We start from the raw sequence: 18,039 nt of genomic DNA on the forward strand, positions 1-18,039 counted from the left end.
AACGGAACTGAGTCAAGCAGACGCCCTGACCCTGGATGGCGCTGACCGGATTGGAATGAATATGGACGATCAAGCCATCATGGACGGTGGAAGTGACGCCCCCGGATTATTGGAGAATCCTCCCGAGCCGGGCGTCCAGCCGCAATTTCATCTGTCGAAGGGCATTATCCTCGCTGCGGACGGCGATGGACCGCGTGCCGAGGCGTTGCGGTCGTTGCGAACGCAATTGATGGAGCGGCACTTGAAGCGGGGACGGCGGGCGATTGCGGTTTGCGGACCAGGTGAAGGCGTGGGCACCAGCTTCATGGCGGCCAATCTGGCTTTCGCCTTCGCACGGGCAGGGGTGAGGACATTGCTGATCGACACCAATTTGCGCTGCCCCGCCATCCATCAATTCATCGTGCCGGGTCAGCCGGTGAGCGGCCTTGACCAATGCCTGTCGTTGCAGGGAGCAAGCTTTGCCGATGCGGTTCAGAATGATGTCATTACCAACCTGTCCGTCATCTATTCGGGCGGGCCTGCCACAGATGCGTTGGAGAAATTATCGGGTCCGCGGTTCCAGCCGTTGATGGACATGTGCATCCGCGATTTCGATGTCTGCATTGTCGATACACCGCCCGCCAACCGCTATGCCGATGCGCTGCGGATTACCGCAGTGGCAGGCTATGGCCTGATCGTGTTGCGCAAGCATGTCAGCTTTGTGCAGGATGTGGACACATTGACCGCGCAAATCGGGGCGACCGGGGCGCGTGTCATCGGCGCCGTGCTGAACGCATATTGATCGTGGCGCAAATCGCCGCATCAGGGCCATGGCGCATGGCGCGTCCGGGAAGCGGATGGTTCATGCTTTTTGGATTGGCGGCGCTGGTTTTACCGACGCTGGTTTCACTGGCGCGGCTTGCATGGTCGACAGAGGCAGGCGCGCATGGGCCGATCGTGCTGGCGACCGGGCTTTGGCTGTTCTGGCGGCGCTGGCCGGAATTGATGGAGATGCGGCGACCCGGCAATAGCGCCCTGACGGTGGCGGCCTTTCTTGGCATGTTGCCCTTTTATATTTTCGGGCGCGCCTATGATTTTCTGTTCATCGAGGCTGGCGCATTGTTCGGGGCCTTGTGCGTGTTGTTCTATGGCCGTTTTGGCGGCGCGGCGATGTGTCGGCACTGGTTCCTTCTTGTGTATATGGCGTTTCTGGTTCAGCCGCCCGGCTGGGCCATGGATAGTCTGACCGCGCCCCTGAAAGCGTTCGTGTCGGCGGCATCGAGCGATTTCATGCGCGCACTGGGATTCCCCGTCTATCGGGAAGGGGTGACGCTTTATATCTCGCAATATCAATTGCTGGTGGAGGACGCCTGTTCGGGGCTGAACAGTCTGGTCGGGCTGACGTCTATCAGTCTGTTCTACATCTATGTGTTGCGAGAGACGGGCTGGCGTTATTCGTTGCTGCTCACCGGCCTGATCGTGCCAGTGGCGGTGTTGGCCAATATCGTGCGGATCAGCATGCTGGTGCTTTTGACCTATTATTTCGGGGATTCGGTCGTGCAGGGGTTTCTGCATTTCGCGCCGGGATTTCTGCTGTTCGCCTTGTCGCTTGCTCTGATATTCGGGATCGATGCGGGCTTGGGCAGGCTGTTGGGTTTGCGGGAGCGGCGATTGTGACCGGCACCCGGCGGGATATGCTGGTGGGCATGGCAGGCCTTGCCGCCGCTGGGCTGGCGTGGCGGTTGACACCCCGAGGGACGATAGATCGAATCAATGGGGCCAAGCTGGCCGATATTGTGCCGGAACGATTTGCCGCATGGTCATCCAGTCCTTCGGACAGCCTGATCCAGCCGAAAACGGAGGGCACGCTTGCCGATCAGCTTTATTCCGACACTTTGACGCGCATCTATTCGCATGAGCGAACGGGTGAAGCGGTCATGGTCCTGATGGCTTACGGCAATACGCAAAGCGACCTGTTGCAATTGCATCGGCCCGAAACCTGCTACCCCGCTTTTGGTTATGAAATCCGCCATAGTGCGGTGGCGCGGGTGGCCTATCGGGGTGGATCAGTGCCGGTCCGCGAACTGATTGCGGTGGGACCGGCGCGGACCGAATCCATCCTGTACTGGACACGCGTGGGGGACAGCCTGCCGGTCAACAGCCGGGAACAGCGGATCGACAAGCTGCGCACGGCCATGGCGGGCTATATTCCCGATGGACTGCTTGCCCGTTTTTCGGTGTTGGGGGACGAAAGCGGCAGCTTTACAAGATTGTCGGATTTTGCGGGGGGATTGCTGAATGCCGTTCCTGACGGGCATATGGCGGCGCTGGTGGGCAGGGGCCATTGATGCGCTTACTCGATTATCGATAGATACAGGCTATCAAAACACCGAATATTCTATTGGAAGCCTCGATCACGGTCGCTAGTAAGAAGCCGACCGAGTTTCAGGAGACGACCGATGAAGACCAGAGCCGCCATTGCTGTTGCGCCCAACAAACCGCTTGAGATTCACGAGGTCGATCTGTCGGGGCCGAAGGCCGGGGAGGTGCTGGTCGAAATCATGGCGACGGGCGTCTGTCATACCGATGCCTATACACTGGAGGGCAAGGACAGCGAAGGAATTTTCTCGTCGATCCTGGGGCATGAAGGCGCGGGCATCGTGCGCGAGGTGGGGCCAGGTGTTACGTCGGTGAAGGTCGGCGACCATGTGATCCCGCTCTACACGCCCGAATGCCGGGAATGCAAAACCTGCCTGTCACAGAAGTCGAACCTGTGCACGTCGATTCGATCGACGCAGGGGCAGGGCCTGATGCCGGACGGGACCAGCCGGTTTTCAATGGGCGGCGAGACGCTGTTTCACTATATGGGCTGTTCGACCTTTTCGAATTTTACCGTCATGCCCGAAATAGCGGTGGCGAAAATCCGCGAAGATGCGCCGTTCGACAAGGTTTGCTACATTGGGTGCGGCGTGACCACGGGCGTAGGAGCGGTGATCTGGACCGCTGGCGTGGAGCCGGGCAGCAATGTTGTCGTCTTTGGACTTGGCGGCATCGGTCTGAACGTCATTCAGGGTGCGCGGCTGGTCGGTGCGAACAAGATCATCGGCGTGGATGTGAATCCCGCCAAAAAGGCGATGGCCGAAAAGTTCGGCATGACGCATTTCATCAATCCCAAGGAAGTCGGCTTTGACAAGGTTGTGGCGGCAGTGGTCGATGCGACCGATGGCGGCGCAGATTATAGTTTCGATTGCACCGGCAATACCGACGTGATGCGGCAGGCACTGGAATGTTGCCACCGCGGCTGGGGCGAAAGCGTCATCATTGGCGTTGCCGAAGCGGGCAAGGAAATCTCCACCCGGCCGTTCCAGCTCGTCACCGGGCGCGTATGGAAGGGTTCGGCCTTTGGCGGCGCGCGTGGGCGCACGGATGTGCCCAAGATTGTCGACATGTATATGGATGGAAAGATCAATATCGACGATCTGATCACGCATACCATGCCATTGGATGACATCAACAAGGCGTTTGATCTGATGCATGCGGGGGAGAGTATTCGTAGCGTCGTGCTGTACTGACTAACTACGTCCATTTCAGGAGAGAGAAAATATGTTCACGCACGTCATGGTCGGCGCCAATGATGTCGCCAAAGCCAAGAAATTCTATGATGCGGTGTTGGGGGCGCTCGCCATCCCGGCGGGCTTTGATGCCGGAGAGCGAGTGTTTTACCAAGCCAATGGCGGTGCATTCGGGGTTGGAAAGCCGATTAACGGCGATGCCGCATGCTTTGCCAACGGCGGTACAATCGGCTTTGCCGCGCCCGGCAAGGAAGCGGTCGATGCCTTCCATGCCGCTGGTCTTGTCCATGGCGGTACTTGCGAGGGTGTGCCGGGACTTCGTCCACAGGCTCCGGGCAAGGCTTATGGTGCTTATTTACGTGATCCTGATGGCAACAAGCTCTGCGCTTTTTGCCAACTGTCGGAGTAAGTTGTGGCATGATGATTGAAACCCTTTCCAGCAACAAGAGCTTTGGCGGCGTGCAGGGCGTGTACAAGCACGCCTCGCAAGAAACCGGCACGGACATGACCTTTGCAGTTTTCGTGCCGCCCCATGCGGAGGGCACGATACTGCCGGTGGTGTGGTATCTGTCAGGCCTGACCTGCACCCATGCAAATGTGATGGAAAAGGGCGAATATCGGCGTGTTGCGGCGGAATTGGGTATGATCGTCGTGTGTCCGGACACGTCTCCGCGGGGAGAAGGCGTCCCTGACGATCCAGAAGGTGCCTATGATTTCGGGCTAGGCGCGGGCTTTTATGTCAATGCGACTGTAGAGCCGTTTGCGAAGAATTACCGGATGCTGGCGTATGTGACGCAGGAGCTGCCCGCCGCCATAGCGGAGAATTTCCCTGCCGACATGGCGCGCCAGTCGATTTTCGGCCATTCGATGGGCGGCCATGGGGCATTGACCATCGCCCTCAAGAATCCCGATCAGTACAAAAGCGTTTCGGCATTTTCGCCGATCGTTTCGCCGCTCAACTGCCCTTGGGGCGAGAAGGCGCTGACGGGATATGTCGGGCCGGACAAGGCGGCGTGGCGGGATTATGATGCCTGTGCCTTGATCGAGGATGGCGCGCGCGTGCGGGACATATTGGTCGATCAGGGCGGTGCGGACAATTTTCTTGAAGAGCAGTTGAAGCCGCACTTGCTGGTAGAAGCGTGCCAGAAAGCCGGGATTCCCCTGACGCTGCGGATGCAGCCGGGATATGACCATAGCTATTATTTCATCTCCACCTTTATGGAAGACCATTTGCGCTGGCATGGCGAGCGCCTTGGATAATATAACCATATAGGTAAAAATACCTTGACAGCGTCACGCTGTTTCGGTACATAAGTAACACGCTGAAGAATTGTGAGTCGCAGAGGTGGTGCGGCTGAGAGGCTCGACTGGATGGTCGGGCCTTTTTGCTGTGCGCTGTGTTTGCGGGATGGAGTGGGGACATGGCCGGGCGAAAGAAGGATGGAACAGACGAGCTGGTGCTGGCGCGCTGCTATGCCGGTGGCCGCGAGGGCAAGCCGCAGAAGCAGGTGGCGCGAAAAGGGGCATGCACCCAAAAGCAGAAGGCGATGTTTCTGGAGGTGCTGGAACAGACATCCAATGTCAGTGCCGCTTGCCGGGAAATCGGGAAAAGTTCGAGCACCATGTACGCGCTGCGTGAGCGCGACCGGGCCTTTCATGATGCCTGGATGACGGCGCTGGAGCACGGCTTTGCCGCGTTGGAAATGGAGATGCTGCGGCGGGCGCGGTTCGGGCAGGATGTGACGGAATATCGGCCCAAGAGGGCGGGACGGGCGAGGAGGTCGTCAAGCGCGTGCATAGTTACGACAATCGCCTGGGCTTGCAGCTATTGGCGCAGCATCTGGATAAGGTCGCTGAATATCGTCTGTCGAAGGGGCGCGATGCCCCTGATGGGGCGCTGGCCCTTGCCGAGATCAAGGCGAGGTTGTTGACGATCAAGACCCGGACGGGCGAAGGCGGCGGCGGATGACGGCGTCGTCGGTTGCGGAGGCATTGTCCTGTTTGTCCGATGTCGAGATTCAGCAGATTTTAAGCGAGCTTGATCCGCGTCACCTGCCGGGATTGAGGCATGAGTGGAATTTCTGGGGGCGCGCGAGCCAGTTACCGCCGCGGGGCGATTGGCGGGTCTGGCTGATGATGGCTGGGCGCGGGTTCGGAAAGACGCGGGCGGGTGCCGAATGGGTGCGTTCGATTGCTGAAACGGACGGTGCGGCACGGATCGCATTGGTCGGAGCGAGCCTGCATGAAGCGCGGTCCGTCATGGTGGAGGGAGAGAGCGGTTTGCTGGCCATCGCGCCGGAGGGCGAGCGGCCGATCTATGCGCCTTCGTTGCGGCGGTTGGTGTGGCGATCGGGCGCACAGGCGATGCTGTATGGCGCGGCGGAGGGTGAAAGTCTGCGCGGGCCGCAGCATAGCCATGGCTGGGCCGATGAAATCGCCAAATGGCCCGGTGGAAACGACGCCTGGGACAATTTGATGATGGGGATGCGATTGGGGTCACAGCCGCGCATCGTTGCGACGACTACACCGCGACCGGTGCCGTTGATCCGGCGGCTGGTGCGCAAAGATGGGGTGATCGTGACGCGCGGGCGCACGGTTGAGAATATGGGAAACCTGCCAGGTACTTTTCTGGCCGCGATGGAGGCGAATTATAAAGGTACGCGATTGGGGCGGCAGGAACTGGACGGGGAACTGATCGAGGAATTGGACGGTGCGTTATGGCGGCGGGACTTGCTGGAGCGGCAACGGGTGCGGATGGCGCCGCAGGTGGCGCGCATGGTCGTCGCGGTCGATCCGCCGGCCTCTGCCCATGGGGATGCATGCGGGATCGTCGCGGTGGCGCTGGGTACGGATGGGCGGGCGTATGTGATGGCCGACGCCACGGTGTCGGGCGTGGGGCCGGAAGGGTGGGCGCGGGCCGTGGCGCAGGCGGCGATGGTCCACAATGCCGACCGGGCGGTGGCAGAGGCGAATAATGGCGGGGCGATGGTGGAAAGCGTGCTGCGCGCCGCCGACCTGACGCTGCCGCTGCGGCTGGTCCATGCATCGCGGGGGAAAGTGGCGCGGGCCGAGCCGGTGGCGGCGCTGTACGAGGCCGGGCGGGCGTTCCATTGCGGCGCGTTTCCCGAGCTGGAGGACGAGATGTGCGGATTGCTGGTTGGTGGCGCTTATGAGGGGCCGGGCCGGTCGCCGGATCGCGCGGACGCACTGGTGTGGGCGATGACGGAATTGATGCTGGGTGTGCGTGGTGAGGTGCGGGTGCGGGGGATGTAGCCTGTGCGTTATCTGTAGGGTGGGAACCCCCTCTCCAATTACGACTAGGCCTTCGGCCAAGTCTCCATATCCTCCCCCCGCCGGGGGGAGGAAGATAGGGAGCATTACATGAAATTGTTCGGAAAGAAGGCCGCTGAGGCGTCTCAGCGGCCGGTTTTGTCGCGTGGGTGGTTTGGGTGGCTGGGTGCGCCTTTGGGGGAGTGGCCGGCCAGTTATGAGGGGCAGGTGAAGGCGGCGGTGCTGGGTAATCCGGTGGCGCAGCGGGCGGTTCGGCTGGTGAGCGAGGCGGTGGGTGGCGCAGCTTTACTGGCAGAGGCGGGTGCGCAGGCGGACCGGGAGCGGGCGCTGGCGTTGATCGGTGCGCGGTCGGCGGGGCAGGGGCTGGTCGAAACGTTGGCAGTGCATTTGCTGTTGCATGGCAATGCCTATGTGCAGGTTGCATTGGGGGCGGATGGAGCGGTGGCCGAATTGTTCGCACTGCGCCCCGAACGGGTGAGTGTGGAGGCCGATGCGCGAGGGTGGCCAATGGCCTATCTGTACCGCGTTGGCGATACTGTGATGCGGCTGGTCAGCGAGGATGCGGCGGGGCGCACGGCGGTTATTCATATCAAGAATCTGCATCCGCTGGACGATCATTACGGGCTGGGCTGCGTGGGGGCTGCGGCTGGCGCGGTGGCGATCCATAATGCGGCGACGGTGTGGAACAAGGCGTTGCTGGACAATGCGGCGCGGCCTTCGGGGGCTTTGGTTTATGATCCGGGTGAGGCGGGGGCGGCTTTGTCAGGGGAGCAGTATGACCGGTTGAAGGCGGAGATGGAGGCGGCGTTTGCGGGCGCGGCCAATGCGGGGCGGCCCATGTTGCTGGAGGGCGGCCTGAAGTGGCAGGCGATGAGTTTGACGCCCGCCGACATGGACTTCGTGGGTTTGAAGGCAGCGGCGGCGCGGGAGATTGCATTGGCATTCGGGGTGCCGCCGATGCTGATGGGGCTGCCCGGCGACAATGCTTACGCCAATTATCGGGAGGCGAACAAGGCGCTGTGGCGGCAGACGATTTTGCCGCTGTCCGAGAAGATATTGGGCGGGATTGGGCAGGGGCTTGGTGCGTGGATGCCGGGGGTCAGGCTGTCGGTGGATCTGAACAGGGTTTCGGCTTTGGCGGAGGAGCGTGGGAGCCTGTGGGACCGGGTGAGTGCTGCGGATTTTCTGACGCGGGATGAGAAGCGGGCGATTCTGGGCGTGGGGTGAGGAGGCGGCTTTATGCCGCACGCTTCCGTTGGAAGCGCTCCCCCCTCACCCAGCTATGACTAGGCGGCATAGCCGCCAAGTCTTCGCATCCCTCTCCCCTTCCGGGGCGAGGGCTTTTTGTGTGGAGTTTCCCATGAACGATAGTGACATGCTGATCCGGCTGGTGGGGCAGGCGGAGGGTGAGGGCGCGGATCTGGTGATGATCCGCGCCCTTGTTGAAGAGGCGAGCGAGTTGGGGGCGGGGCGCGCCCTGGCGCGGCTGGGGTTAGCTGATGCGGGGGCGGAAAAGGATGTGCGGGAGTTGCGCGAGCTGCTCGGCGCATGGCGCGATGCGAAGACGGCGGCGCGCAACGCTGTGGTCGGGTGGATCGTGCGCGGGGTGTTGGCGCTGGTGCTGATGGCGGTGGCGGTCAAGGTTGGGGTATTTGCCATGGTTAGGGGGTGAGGATGGGTGACGAAAAAGCCTTGAGCGATGGCAGGCCCTCCCCCAGCCCCTCCCGCAAGCGGGAGGGGAGTGTGCGGTTCGCTGGCTATGCTGCGGTGTTCGACCGGGTGGATAGGGGCGGCGATGTGGTGCGGCGGGGGGCCTTTGTCGGGGTGATGGGAAAGGCTGTGCCCTTGTTGTGGCAGCATGCGCCGGACAAGCCGATCGGCGTGATCGAGCATGTAAGCGAGGACGCACGGGGGTTGCGGGTGATCGGGCGATTGTCGGGACGGACGGCGGCGGGACGGGAGGCGGCGGCGATGCTGAAGGACGGGGCGCTGGATGGCCTGTCCTTTGGCTATCGCGTGCGGGAGGCGGGCGATGGGCGGCCACGGGAATTGCGGGCGCTGGATCTGGTGGAGGTGAGTCTGGTGACTTTTCCGATGCAGCCGCTGGCGCGGGTGCATGCGGTGGAGGGGTAGAGCGTTATCGAGGGGGCGCTGCCCCCTCACCCAACTGCGCCTGGGCAACACGTTGCCAAGGCTTCGTATCCCTCTCCCCGCTGGGGCGAGGGTTTTTTGTGTGTGCGGGAGACGTTTATGTATGAAGTGAAGGCGGACGGTCTGGAAGACAGCTTTGATGCGGTTCTTCAGGCGGAGAAGATTGCAACGCTGGAAGCCGATATGGCGGCGCTGAAAGGGCAGGTGGTTGCGGCGCAGAGGCCTGCGCTTGATGGGGTGAAGGCGTTGGCGGACGATCCGCAGCGAGCGGCGTTTGTCGATCGTTATCTGCGCAAGGGACTGGAAGCCGGAGTGGAGCTGAAAAGCTTTTCCGGGGCGAGCGGGGGCGAGGGCGGCTATGCGGTGCCGCGCGAGATCGACGCGGTGATCGATGCGGCATTGAAGGGCATTTCGCCCATCCGCGCCATTGCCAATGTGGTGCAGACCGGATCGGCGGGATATCGCAAGCTGGTGACGAGCGGGGGTGCGCCTTCTGGTTGGGCCAGCGAAACGGGGGCACGGGCCGAGACGGGGACGCCGACATTCCATGAAATCGTGCCGCCATCGGGTGAGTTGTTCGCCAATCCGGCGGCTTCTCAGGCAATGCTCGACGATGCGCAGTTCGATGTCGAGGGCTGGCTTGCCAGTGAAATCGCCATGGAGTTCGCGCAGGCCGAAGGGGCGGCGTTCGTCAATGGTACCGGGACCAATCAGCCCAAGGGCTTTTTAACCGGCACGGTGACGAATGAGGCGGATGCCGTGCGGGCGTTCGGGTCGTTGCAATATGTGGCGTCGGGTGCGGCAGGGGCCTTTGCCGCGTCCAATCCGCAGGACAGGCTGATCGATCTGGTGCAGTCGTTGCGGGCGCCATACCGGCAGGGAGCGGCGTTCGTGATGAATTCGGCGACGTTGGCGCGCATTCGCAAGTTCAAGACGAGCGACGGGGCGTTCCTGTGGCAACCGGGTCTGGTGGCGGGTCAGCCGGACAGCCTGCTCGGTTATCCGGTGGTGGAGGCAGAGGATATGCCCGATGTCGCCGCCGACAGTCTGTCGATTGCCTTTGGCAATTTCAGGGCTGGTTATGTGATTGCCGAGCGGTCCGCGACCAGCATCTTGCGTGACCCATTCACCAACAAGCCGTTCGTGCACTTCTATGCGGTCAAGCGCATTGGCGGGGCCGTGGCGAACAGCGAGGCGAGTAAACTGATGAAGTTTGCTGCGAGCTAAGGGCGCATAACTGAATTTTCTTCGTCATTCCCGTGCAGACGGGAATCCATCTCCTTCGGCCTTGGGCAATTGAAGGTGGCGGGAGATGGATCCCCGCTTTCGCGGGGATGACGAGGGAAACTGGGGCGAATCCATCAACATCTTTGAACGGGGGGAAGCGGCATGCCGATTGGGGATGCGGCGCTGGACGGCGCGCGCGCGGAGGTGAAGGCCTGGTTGCGGCTGGAGACTGAGAATGAGGACGCCATTGTCGATGCGCTGATACGCAGCGCCATCGGTCATGGAGAGGGTTTCACCGGGCGGGCGCTGATCGTGCGGGAAGAGGTGCAGCGATTGCCCGCTTCGCGCGAATGGCAAAGGCTGACGATGACCCCGGTCAGCGCGATCACGAGCGTCATGGGGATACCGGCGGATGGCGCGGGTTTCCTGTTGCCGGTTGAACGTTACGCCGTGGATATTGACGGCAATGGTGACGGCTGGGTGCGGTTGATCGAGCCGGGCGCGGCGGGGCGGATTGATGTGACGCATATGGCCGGGATGGCGGCGGACTGGGCGAGCCTTCCCGATGCGATCCGGCAGGGCGCGGTACGGCTGGCCGCGCATATGTTTGCGCAGCGTGATGGCGATGGCGGCGCGCCGCCCGCTGCGGTCAGTGCGCTGTGGCAACCCTGGCGGCGGATGAGGATCGGATGATGGTGCAGCGCGAGGTTGCGGGAAGGCTGGTCGAACGGGTGACGCTGGAGCGGCGGCAGGATGTGCGCGACGCGCTGGGCGGTAGTGATGCAAGCTGGAATGCGGAGGCGGAGTTGTGGGCTGCGGTGACGCCCGATCGGGGTGGAGCGGTGCAGGGTGACGATGCGCGTCGCGGGGAACGGCGCTGGGTGGTGACGGTACGGCGGCGTGACGGGCTGGGCCTTGATTGCCGGTTGCTTTGGGGCGCGCGGGTGTTGCGTGTGCGGTTCGTGGAAGATGATCCGCGCGTCGGCGATGTGGTGGTGTTGCGGTGTGAGGAAGAGGCATGTTCGAACGGTTGACCGCCCGTGCCGAGAGGCTGGCGGCGGTACGGCGCGAGCAGGTGGTGGCGCATTTGGCCGAGCGGGTTGCGGATGATTTGCCGCCGGACGTTTCGGTTGATGTTGGCGAGGATGGGCTGGTCCTGTCGGGCCGCAATTTGCTGCGGCGGATGCTGCACGATGCACGGCTGCGGACGGTTGGGTTTCTGGGGCAAGGGGATGGCGGATGAGCGCGGCAGTGATGGCGGTGCAGGCAGCGGCAGTGGCGGCGATGAATGGTCATGCGCCGCTGGCCAGCGCGGTGAGTGGCGTATTTGACGGGCCGCCGCCTGATGCCTGTTTTCCCTATGTGGCGATGGCGGAAAGCCCCTGTGTGGATTGGAGCCACAAGAGCGGGCGCGGGCGGGAAATCAGGCTGGCTATCACTGTGTGGGACGATGGAGCGCGGGCTTCGCGGCTGCATGGCGTGATGCGGGACGTAGAGGCGGCGATTGAGGAGATGCCGGTCGGCCTTGACGGTTGGCGAATGGTCAACCTGCGATTTTTGCGATCCCGTGTGGTGCGGGATGCCGATGGGCCGTGGGCGGGGCTGGTTGAGTATCGGGTGCGGGTGATGGAAGAGTAGGGGCAGGGGGCAAAGCGCCGATCGTCGTTCGTCATCCCAGCGAAGGCTGGGATCCATGTCTCTATCCCTTCAAAACCGACGCTTGCGGATGAAGAGATGGATCCCAGCCTTCGCTGGGATGACGAGCCCAAGGCTATGGTCGTACCAGATCAGCCCGGACGGGTGTTCGTTTCCAGATAGTCCCGATAGCTATTCTGAAACTTGTCGAGATAGTCCTCGACCTGGAACTGTGCGTCTTCCTGTGCATCGGCGTCGGACATTTTGTCGGCCTTGTCAGCCGCGATTACGGCGGCGCGGAAGGTTGCCTCCTGCTTTTCGCAGGCAGGTTGCAGCACTTTGTCGAAAGCGATCGGGTCCATTTTCTTGTCGAGGCTGGCGGCCACGAACTTGCGCAGGCAGGTCGCATAATCGTCGCGCGTTTTTACCATCATGTCGGCGGGCTGGGCAGCGGCCACAGCGAGGAAGCTCAGTAGAGGCAGAAGCATTGCAACAAACCCTCTCAACCTATTGTTTTTAGCTAAAGGAGAATGCCTGATGAGCGCGGAAAAGGGAAGTGCTTTCCTGTTGAAAGTCGGCGATGGGGCGAACCCGATCGTCTATGCGACCGTGGCCGGTTTGCGCACGACGCAACTGGGCGTCAATGGTGAGGCGGTGAATGTCACCAGCAAGGACAGCGGCGGGTGGCGTGAGTTGTTATCGGGCGCGGGATTGCGGTCGGTGAGCGTGGCTGGTGCGGGCGTGTTTACCGGATCGGCCGCCGAGGTTCGCATTCGCAACAATGCGCTGGGCGGCGTCATTGATGATTACGAATTGAGCTTTGAAAGCGGCGAGCGGATGCGCGGGCGGTTTCTGGTGGCGCGGCTCGATTATGCCGGGGATTATAATGGCGAGCGCAGTTACACGATGAGCCTGGAAAGTTCCGGCGCCGTGGTGAGCGAATGATAGCCAATGCGGCGCGGGGGGAGGCTGCCCTGCGGGTGGCGGGAGAGCACTACGTGCTGCGCCCGAGCTTTGCAGCACTGGTAGCGGCAGAGGAGGAGCTTGGGCCGCTGTTTGCGCTGGTGGAGCGGGCGGCGGCGGGGGCAATGAAGCTGTCGGAAATGGCGGTGCTGTTCTGGCACGTCATTGACGCGCGGCCCGAAGCTGTGACGCGGGAAAGCGTGGGTGAAGCGGTGGTGGGCATGGGGCTGGCAGAGGTTACGCCTTTGCTGCGGGTCGTGCTGCGGCAGATTTTGATGGGGCGGTGAGGGTGGCTTTACTGCCCCACCCCAACCCCTCCCCTGAAGGGGAGGGGCTTTTTGTTGTTTCGGCCACTCGCCTTTCCGCCATTTCCACGTTGATGTTCGGTTGGCGGCCCGCTGAATTCTGGGCGGCGACGCCGGTCGAACTGCATGGGATATTTGCAGAAATGGAGCGGGTGCAGGCGGGCGATGTGCCGCCCGATACTGTCGATTTGGCAAACCTTATGGAGATGTTTCCCGATGGATGAGGAAATTGAGCGGCTGGTCGTGTCCGTGCGGGCCGATACGCAGACTTTTGCGCGCGATGTGGCGGTAATGCGCGGCACACTGGACGGGCCGCTGGCCGATGGTGCGGAGCGGGCGGGCGGTGTGATCGAAGGGGCGCTGAGCCGGGCGGTGCGGACGGGCAAGCTCGGCTTTGAGGATTTGCGGCGGGTGGCGGTGAGCGCGATGGCGGAAATTGCGCGGTCGGCGATCAGTAGCGGGATCGGAAGCATCGCTGGTGGCGGTGGCGGATTACTGTCGGGTGCGACCGGGATATTGACGGCGGCGCTCGGCTTGCCGGGACGGGCGACGGGCGGGCCGGTGTCGCCGGGACAGGCCTATATGGTCGGTGAGCGCGGCCCGGAACTGTTTGTGCCGACGACAAGTGGGCAGGTGATGGCAGGCGGCGCTTCGTCCGTCCGTGACGTGCGGGTGACGGTGAACGTCAATGCCGGGCAGACGGGTGCACCAGAGGCTTTGGCGAAAAGTTCGCGGCAGGTGGCGCGGGCGGTGCGGCGGGCTTTGGGGGAGTAGCTTCCACCAAGGACGTCCCCCTCTCCAACTCCGACTAGGCAGCAGTCTGCCAAGTCTATGTATCCTCCCCCCGGCGGGGGGAGGGAAAGGTTGAATATGACATATTGGCTGGCCGCTGACCGCAAGGGGCGGGAGAGCGGATTTGTGAAGCGTTTCTGCCCGAGCCTGTGGACCGTCAATTTCCCGCGTCCAATGGTGGCGTCAGTGGTGACGAGCGCGGCGGATGCGTTGCGGGTCGATGCGGTTTTCTATCGCAAGGACGATCTGGCGGGGTTGATATGGGAGAGTGAGGACCAGTGGGATCATCCCCTGCTGGCCTATGAGACGAACCGGGATTTCCGAAGGTGTACGCTGAAGTTCCGGTGGCGCAGTTCCGGGGTGAAGACGCTCAACGCGTTGAATGGGCCGACGCTGACCATCGAGGGGCGCGATGCGACAGGCACGGCGCGCAGTTGGTATGTGCGGTTGTGGAATTATGCCGATGGATCGCCCGAGGATGCGGTGATTGCGCTGGACTTTGGCGATATGGACGGCGGGTTTCTGTTGCCGGGGGAGGCCGATCCCGTTTGGGCGGGCGATGTGGACCGCATGTTCATTTCGCTGGTGCCGCCCGATTATGACACCAGCGATGCGTTTCTGTCTGCACCGGCCCAGGGATGGGCGGAGCTGACGAAAATGGTATGCGACGGGTCGGGGTCGGTGATGGAGCGGGGCGATGTCATGGTGCCCGAACATGGGCTGTGCATGGCGACCGGCTATGACGATGCGTACAACCAGACGCCTGAGCGCGTGCTGCGCAGCATTTTGGCGCTCGGCTACCGTGGGGACATTAATCATTATGTCGGGATGAGCCATTATTTCCGGCTCGAACCGCTTTATGGCGGGCTGTATATCAGTCTGGCCGGGGGCGTGCTGAATGGACCATGCGCCGCCTGGCACGCGGATTTTGCGGCGCGGGCAAAGGCGTTGGGATATGGTTTGATCCTGTCGCTATCCTATGAACTGCTCAATGAGCATTGCTGGAACGACTGGAGACAGCGGGCGGAGAATGGCGATCCGGCGCTGACCGGTTGGGATCCGCCTTCGACGCTGCTGTCACCGGCACATGCGGGTGCAATGAGCTATTTGCAGCAGGTCGGGCGAGCCTTTGTGGCGATTGCGCGGGATGCGGGGCTGACCGTCAAGTTTCAGGTGGGCGAGCCGTGGTGGTGGATCATGAGCGATGGCCGTATCTGCCTGTATGACGATGCGGCGAAGGCGGCCTTTGGCGGCGTGCCTGTGTCGATTCCCGACATCCGGGCGCCGCTGAATCTGGCGCAGAAGGACTTGCTTGATGCGGCGGGCGTGCTGCTGGCCACATCGACGGCGGCGCTGGCGGCGGCTGCGCGGGTGGAAGCGCCCGGAGCGGTGACGCATCTGCTGGTCTACCTGCCCACGGTCCTTGACCCGCTGGCGCCTGAGGCACAGCGGGCCAACGTGCCGGAGGGCTGGGCCGCGCCGGCGTTCGATGTGCTGCAACTGGAAGATTATGACTGGGTGACGGAGGGGCGCTCTGCCCTGACGGGTGGGGCGGTGGCGGCGATGACCGCGCGGCTTGGCTACCCCATTGACGAGCAGCATTATTTTTCGGGCTTTGTGCTGAATGCCGAGGACAGCATGCAATGGGCGCGGATCGCCGAAGCGGCGGATGCGGCGCGGGTGCGCGGCACGGCGGGGGTCTTTATCTGGGCATTGCCGCAGATGTGCCGGGACGGCTTTACCTATTTTCGGATTTCGGAGGAGAGCGACGTGGACGCGTTTGACGATGTGCTGTTTCCGCTGGCGCTGGGGCGTGAGGCAAGCGTTGCCCCGGCCTTTTCCACGCAGATTGTTGAAAGCCAGGGAGGGCATGAACAGCGCAGCAGCGACTGGGCCGATGCGCGCATGCGCTATGATGCAGGGCCCGGCGTGCGGTCAGAGGCGGATATGGCGTTGCTGATCGCCTTTTTCCGGGCGCGGCGTGGGGCGGCCAAGGGGTTTCGTTTTACCGACCCGCTCGATGACCGCAGTTGCGATCTGGACAGGGCGCCGATCATGCTGGATCAGCGCCTGGGCATTGGTGATGGCGCGACCAGCCAGTTCCAGCTTTGCAAATATTATGGCGAGGATGAGGAGGCGCAGCAGCGGCGTATCACGCGGCCGGTAGCGGGCAGCATTTCGGTCGCAGTCGATGGCGTTGCCGCAAGCGGATGGTCGCATCTTGGCAAGGGCGTAATTGCTTTTGACACGGGGCCAGCGGCGGACGCTACCCTGAGAGCCGGGTTCAGGTTCGATGTGCCGGTGCGCTTTGCGCAGGACAGTCTGGAGGTAAGCCGGGCGACCTTCGCGGCGGGGGAAGCGCCGTCGGTGCCGCTGGTCGAAATTCGGGAGGGGTGAGCGATGGAGGCCTTGAATGCGGAACTGGTGGCGCTGGCCTTTTGCTGGCGGCTGGACAGGCGGGACGGGGTGAGTCTGGGGCTGACGTCGCATGACCGCGATCTGGTCGTGGGCGGCTTTGCCTATCGGGCCGCACCCGGGATGCTGCCATCGGCGGTCAGTGTCGGGGCGGGGCTGGACGTCGATAGCATGGACGTGAAGGGCGCACTGACCGCTGACGCGATTTGCGAAGCGGATCTGGCGGCGGGGCGATGGGATGGAGCGGCATTGCGGTTGTACCTGACCGACTGGAGTGCGCCGGGGGAGATGTGGCTGGAATTGGCGCGGGGCGAACTGGGCGCGGTGGAGCGCTCTGGGGATAGTTTTGCCGCTGAATTACGGGGACCGGTGGCGTTGCTGGACGGGCCGGTTGCACCAGAGACGTCGCCCGATTGTCGGGCCGCGCTGGGTGATCGGGATTGCCGCATCGACCTGTCGAAGCGTCGGGTGCGCGCGCGGGTTGCATCGGTCGATGGCGAGAGCGTGCTGGTGGAGGGCGGGGGTCTGGCGGCGGGGGCCTATGGCTTTGGCGGCTTGCGGTGGCTGGATGGCGCCAATGCAGGGGTGTCGCAAATGGTGGCTGGGTCCGATGCAACACACATAACCCTGACCGATGCGCCGCCCTTTGCTGTGGCGGCCGGGGCGCTGGTGGAATTGACGCAGGGTTGCGACAAGCGGCTGGACACCTGTTCGGCGCGGTTCGGCAATGCCGTCAACTTTCGAGGTGAACCGCATTTGCCGGGGAATGACCTGCTGACGCGCTATCCGGGTGGGTGAGGAAGCCCATATCCCCTCTCCCCGACCCTCTCCCCTGAAGGAGAAGGGTAGATTTCTAATATATTGATAAACAATCAAGAAATTAAGCTGGTTTCACCTGTGCAGGAACTGTGCAGGAGATTCTGCCCAAATAGATCATTTTCTTGAGTCCATATTGGCCGAATTGCCGAGTCGCCGCAATGCAGTTGCCGCGACTCGCGTCGGTGCGGCATGAGCGACGGGCGCGAGAGAAAGAGGAAACGATAGGACGGACACCATGCGGGCAAGGCGCAGACAGGACGAAGAACGCATGAAGGCGCGGGCGCGCCGGATCATGGGGCTGTGGTCGCGCGGGCTATCCGTGCCGGAGCATTCCCCGCGCGCGGTCGGGCGCAATGCCTCGACGCATTGCCGCCCGTGCTCCTGCTCTCTGTGCAGCGGCCATAAGGACGTGCCGCCGAAGCGCGAGCGCGGTTTCGAGTATCAGGGCTGAAAGCCTCCTTTTTATCTCTGCCCGCTGGCGGGCTTTCCGGCGCGGCCCCAAAGGCCGCGCCGTCGACTCAGGGGTGGGTCGGGCGGGATAAGGAATAGCCGCCGTCACGCATGACGGCGGCTCGGCAAAGCCGGAGGGTTCCTCCGGCTTCTGTTCATGCGGCTTCCTTCACTTCTTCGGCCTTCGGCTGCAAACCATGCAAATAGTCGGCGGCGCGCTGCGCGTGGGCGGCGGCGCTGAAGATGGCGCGTTTGTCTTCCTTCAACACTTTGAGCCAATGCCCGAGATAGGCGGCGTGTTCGTCGCGGGGCTCGGGGCTCAAGGCCAGGTCGGCGCAGAGAAAAGCCGCGCCAAGCTCTGCCACATATCCTGACAGTCCAGCCAAAAACGGCGGTTGGAAGGTGAAATCCATCGGTGCCTCCAGCACTGCCCAAAACCC

The 18,039-nt window shown here is 62.7% G+C and carries 24 protein-coding genes; 22 read left to right on the forward strand and 2 right to left on the reverse strand.

Features of this window, described 5'->3' with window-relative positions:
- Positions 1 to 61 precede the first annotated feature (61 nt).
- The 16 genes from L3X40_RS11785 to L3X40_RS11860 all read left to right on the forward strand — a co-directional run bounded on the left by L3X40_RS11785 (position 62) and on the right by L3X40_RS11860 (position 11,858).
- Positions 62 to 781, forward strand: a complete 720-nt coding sequence (locus L3X40_RS11785; protein ID WP_237365840.1) for a CpsD/CapB family tyrosine-protein kinase — start codon at positions 62 to 64, stop codon at positions 779 to 781.
- A 62-nt stretch (positions 782 to 843) separates the two neighbouring features.
- Positions 844 to 1,656 carry an exosortase V gene (gene xrtV, locus L3X40_RS11790; protein WP_237365841.1) on the forward strand — a complete coding sequence of 271 codons (813 nt, stop codon included), beginning with the start codon at positions 844 to 846 and terminating at the stop codon, positions 1,654 to 1,656.
- Positions 1,653 to 2,327: an exosortase-associated protein EpsI, V-type gene (gene epsI, locus L3X40_RS11795; RefSeq protein WP_237365842.1), complete on the forward strand. Its 675-nt coding sequence runs from the start codon at positions 1,653 to 1,655 to the stop codon at positions 2,325 to 2,327. Before xrtV ends, epsI begins: the two co-directional genes overlap by 4 nt.
- A 111-nt stretch (positions 2,328 to 2,438) precedes the next feature.
- The gene (locus L3X40_RS11800) at positions 2,439 to 3,551 is read left to right on the forward strand and encodes an S-(hydroxymethyl)glutathione dehydrogenase/class III alcohol dehydrogenase (RefSeq protein WP_237365843.1); all 1,113 of its coding nucleotides are present in this window, start codon (positions 2,439 to 2,441) and stop codon (positions 3,549 to 3,551) included.
- Between the two features lie 31 nt (positions 3,552 to 3,582).
- Positions 3,583 to 3,960, forward strand: coding sequence for a VOC family protein (locus L3X40_RS11805; protein WP_237365844.1), 378 nt, complete (start codon positions 3,583 to 3,585; stop codon positions 3,958 to 3,960).
- An 8-nt stretch (positions 3,961 to 3,968) separates the two neighbouring features.
- Positions 3,969 to 4,811, forward strand: a complete 843-nt coding sequence (gene fghA / locus L3X40_RS11810) for an S-formylglutathione hydrolase (protein WP_272907950.1) — start codon at positions 3,969 to 3,971, stop codon at positions 4,809 to 4,811.
- Between the two features lie 161 nt (positions 4,812 to 4,972).
- Complete coding sequence (locus tag L3X40_RS11815) at positions 4,973 to 5,482, forward strand: hypothetical protein (protein WP_237365845.1); 510 nt, start codon at positions 4,973 to 4,975, stop codon at positions 5,480 to 5,482.
- 34 nt (positions 5,483 to 5,516) lie between these two features.
- The gene (locus tag L3X40_RS11820) at positions 5,517 to 6,824 is read left to right on the forward strand and encodes a DNA-packaging protein (RefSeq protein ID WP_237365846.1); all 1,308 of its coding nucleotides are present in this window, start codon (positions 5,517 to 5,519) and stop codon (positions 6,822 to 6,824) included.
- A 108-nt stretch (positions 6,825 to 6,932) separates the two neighbouring features.
- Complete coding sequence (locus tag L3X40_RS11825; RefSeq protein ID WP_237365847.1) at positions 6,933 to 8,069, forward strand: phage portal protein; 1,137 nt, start codon at positions 6,933 to 6,935, stop codon at positions 8,067 to 8,069.
- A 133-nt stretch (positions 8,070 to 8,202) separates the two neighbouring features.
- Positions 8,203 to 8,514 carry a DUF6127 family protein gene (locus tag L3X40_RS11830; protein ID WP_237365848.1) on the forward strand — a complete coding sequence of 104 codons (312 nt, stop codon included), beginning with the start codon at positions 8,203 to 8,205 and terminating at the stop codon, positions 8,512 to 8,514.
- 2 nt (positions 8,515 to 8,516) lie between these two features.
- Positions 8,517 to 8,975 (forward strand): HK97 family phage prohead protease, encoded by a 459-nt coding sequence (locus tag L3X40_RS11835; RefSeq protein ID WP_237365849.1) that lies wholly within the window; start codon positions 8,517 to 8,519, stop codon positions 8,973 to 8,975.
- 117 nt (positions 8,976 to 9,092) lie between these two features.
- A complete protein-coding gene (locus L3X40_RS11840) occupies positions 9,093 to 10,220 on the forward strand; it encodes a phage major capsid protein (protein ID WP_237365850.1) in 1,128 nt (375 codons plus the stop codon).
- Between the two features lie 162 nt (positions 10,221 to 10,382).
- Positions 10,383 to 10,913: a head-tail connector protein gene (locus L3X40_RS11845; RefSeq protein ID WP_237365851.1), complete on the forward strand. Its 531-nt coding sequence runs from the start codon at positions 10,383 to 10,385 to the stop codon at positions 10,911 to 10,913.
- The gene (locus L3X40_RS11850) at positions 10,910 to 11,254 is read left to right on the forward strand and encodes a head-tail adaptor protein (protein WP_237365852.1); all 345 of its coding nucleotides are present in this window, start codon (positions 10,910 to 10,912) and stop codon (positions 11,252 to 11,254) included. The genes L3X40_RS11845 and L3X40_RS11850 overlap by 4 nt, the downstream gene beginning before the upstream one ends.
- Entirely contained in the window at positions 11,239 to 11,463 is a 225-nt protein-coding gene (locus tag L3X40_RS11855) for a hypothetical protein (protein WP_237365853.1), read from the forward strand. The genes L3X40_RS11850 and L3X40_RS11855 overlap by 16 nt, the downstream gene beginning before the upstream one ends.
- On the forward strand, positions 11,460 to 11,858 hold the full coding sequence (locus L3X40_RS11860; RefSeq protein ID WP_237365854.1) for a DUF3168 domain-containing protein: 399 nt from the start codon (positions 11,460 to 11,462) through the stop codon (positions 11,856 to 11,858). The genes L3X40_RS11855 and L3X40_RS11860 overlap by 4 nt, the downstream gene beginning before the upstream one ends.
- 149 nt (positions 11,859 to 12,007) lie before the next feature.
- On the opposite strand, the gene L3X40_RS11865 is transcribed toward L3X40_RS11860, so the two are convergent.
- Entirely contained in the window at positions 12,008 to 12,343 is a 336-nt protein-coding gene (locus tag L3X40_RS11865; protein WP_237365855.1) for a hypothetical protein, read from the reverse strand.
- A 49-nt stretch (positions 12,344 to 12,392) separates the two neighbouring features.
- Here L3X40_RS11865 and L3X40_RS11870 point away from each other — a divergent pair, with 49 nt between their 5' ends.
- The 6 genes from L3X40_RS11870 to L3X40_RS11895 all read left to right on the forward strand — a co-directional run bounded on the left by L3X40_RS11870 (position 12,393) and on the right by L3X40_RS11895 (position 17,128).
- Entirely contained in the window at positions 12,393 to 12,800 is a 408-nt protein-coding gene (locus L3X40_RS11870; RefSeq protein ID WP_237365856.1) for a phage tail tube protein, read from the forward strand.
- Positions 12,797 to 13,105 carry a gene transfer agent family protein gene (locus tag L3X40_RS11875; protein WP_237365857.1) on the forward strand — a complete coding sequence of 103 codons (309 nt, stop codon included), beginning with the start codon at positions 12,797 to 12,799 and terminating at the stop codon, positions 13,103 to 13,105. Before L3X40_RS11870 ends, L3X40_RS11875 begins: the two co-directional genes overlap by 4 nt.
- Positions 13,106 to 13,107: 2 nt before the next feature.
- A complete protein-coding gene (locus L3X40_RS11880) occupies positions 13,108 to 13,347 on the forward strand; it encodes a phage tail assembly chaperone (protein ID WP_237365858.1) in 240 nt (79 codons plus the stop codon).
- Complete coding sequence (locus tag L3X40_RS11885; RefSeq protein ID WP_237365859.1) at positions 13,340 to 13,897, forward strand: tail tape measure protein; 558 nt, start codon at positions 13,340 to 13,342, stop codon at positions 13,895 to 13,897. Before L3X40_RS11880 ends, L3X40_RS11885 begins: the two co-directional genes overlap by 8 nt.
- Positions 13,898 to 13,993: 96 nt before the next feature.
- Positions 13,994 to 16,312, forward strand: coding sequence for a DUF2460 domain-containing protein (locus tag L3X40_RS11890; RefSeq protein WP_237365860.1), 2,319 nt, complete (start codon positions 13,994 to 13,996; stop codon positions 16,310 to 16,312).
- A gap of 3 nt (positions 16,313 to 16,315) precedes the next feature.
- Positions 16,316 to 17,128, forward strand: coding sequence for a DUF2163 domain-containing protein (locus L3X40_RS11895; RefSeq protein ID WP_237365861.1), 813 nt, complete (start codon positions 16,316 to 16,318; stop codon positions 17,126 to 17,128).
- A gap of 626 nt (positions 17,129 to 17,754) precedes the next feature.
- Here L3X40_RS11895 and L3X40_RS11900 read toward each other — a convergent pair.
- On the reverse strand, positions 17,755 to 18,039 hold a 285-nt coding region (locus L3X40_RS11900), incomplete at its 5' end, for a zincin-like metallopeptidase domain-containing protein (RefSeq protein WP_237365862.1).

This window comes from Rhizorhapis sp. SPR117, from assembly GCF_021742065.1.